Source organism: Flagellimonas pacifica (assembly GCF_900215465.1).
GTDB classification, from domain to species: domain Bacteria; phylum Bacteroidota; class Bacteroidia; order Flavobacteriales; family Flavobacteriaceae; genus Flagellimonas; species Flagellimonas pacifica.
Genome location: NZ_OBEH01000016.1, coordinates 1 through 1,331 on the forward strand (window position 1 = coordinate 1; position 1,331 = coordinate 1,331).

Here is a 1,331-nt window from a genome sequence, read left to right on the forward strand (position 1 = left end):
AATTTCAGCCCTTCCCAATCATAAACGCCCTGCCCGCCCAAATAACGGTTCCATGTTCCCTTGTCCACCTGATCGATGGATTCCTTTATTTCAACGCACAGTCCTTCGGAAATCCGATGTTCACTTTTAGTCCTCGGTTCCAATTTGAAGGCATGGAACACTCGCTGGGCATATGTCTGGGTTGCCTCAAGAGCTTTGGGAAAATGATAGGTCATGGCCTCCACCAATCCTTTGATCTCCTCCCTTTGGTTGTGCCTTGAAATGGTGATCCGTACCCCCGTGTTCTTGACCGGTACGGCAGGAAAGATCCCAAGATTGACATAATAGCCCTCTTTCATCAAACGGTTCACAAAGTTGTAGCCGGTCTTTGGCATCCCCGTTCCGATATAGAATACCGGGGATGCATTGTGATCGATCAAGGGAAGATCCGTGGCCATCAGACAATCATTGAAATAGTCGATGCGTTGCCGAAGATCCTTCTGGAGATCATAAATCTCCGGGGATAGGTGGATCTGGGCCGAAGCTATGGCCGCTGCCACAGAGGCCGGTTCCAATTGGGCCGAAAAGGTCAGGGGCCCACCAAAGGTCTTTATCCTATCGTACATTTCGGGATTGGAACAGGTCAATACCGCCCCACTGGCTCCAAAGGTCTTGCTCAAAGTCCCAAAAAGTAGGACATTTTCCGGCAAATCCCCCAATTCATTCAATACATATCCCGTACCATGTTTGCCCACCCAGCTCATACCGTGCACATCATCAAAATAAAACCGCAACTGTGGATACGTATCTGCAAGGGCCAACAACTCCTTCACGGGAGCATAGTCCCCATACATGGAATAGATGCCATCCGCCATATACCAGATATGTTTTTTTGAATCCCTGTACTTTTTGATCTTGTCCTCCAACATCTCCAGATGGTTATGACGTATCATCTCGATGGGAACACTCCGTGTTTTCAACATCTTTGCAGCATTTTGGACACTCCAATGTACCTGATGGTCCAATACGATGACATCTTGGTCATCCACTGCACTGGGAATGACCCCAAGATGGCCAAGGGTACTGTTTTTGGTAATAACAACGGGGTTTTGGTACATTGTTGTAACGGATCGCTCCAGTTCTTCATAAAGGGGATTGGATATATAGGACTTTGATAAGGGGAACTGGGTGCCGAATTTCTCAATGGCATCCTTAGCTGCCCGCTTTAACCTATCATCTTGTTCCAATCCCAAATAGCCTGTTGTCCCGAAATGGAACAGCTCCCTACCCCCTACCCTTATGGTCCTTCCTGAAAAGGATTTGCCCCCAGCGTACAGGTGGAGCACACCGGC

General features: G+C 48.3%; 1 protein-coding gene. It reads right to left on the reverse strand.

The window, feature by feature from the left end; translation table 11 throughout:
• On the reverse strand, positions 1-1,331 hold a 1,331-nt coding region (locus CRO15_RS19585), incomplete at both ends, for an aminotransferase class I/II-fold pyridoxal phosphate-dependent enzyme (RefSeq protein ID WP_116458938.1).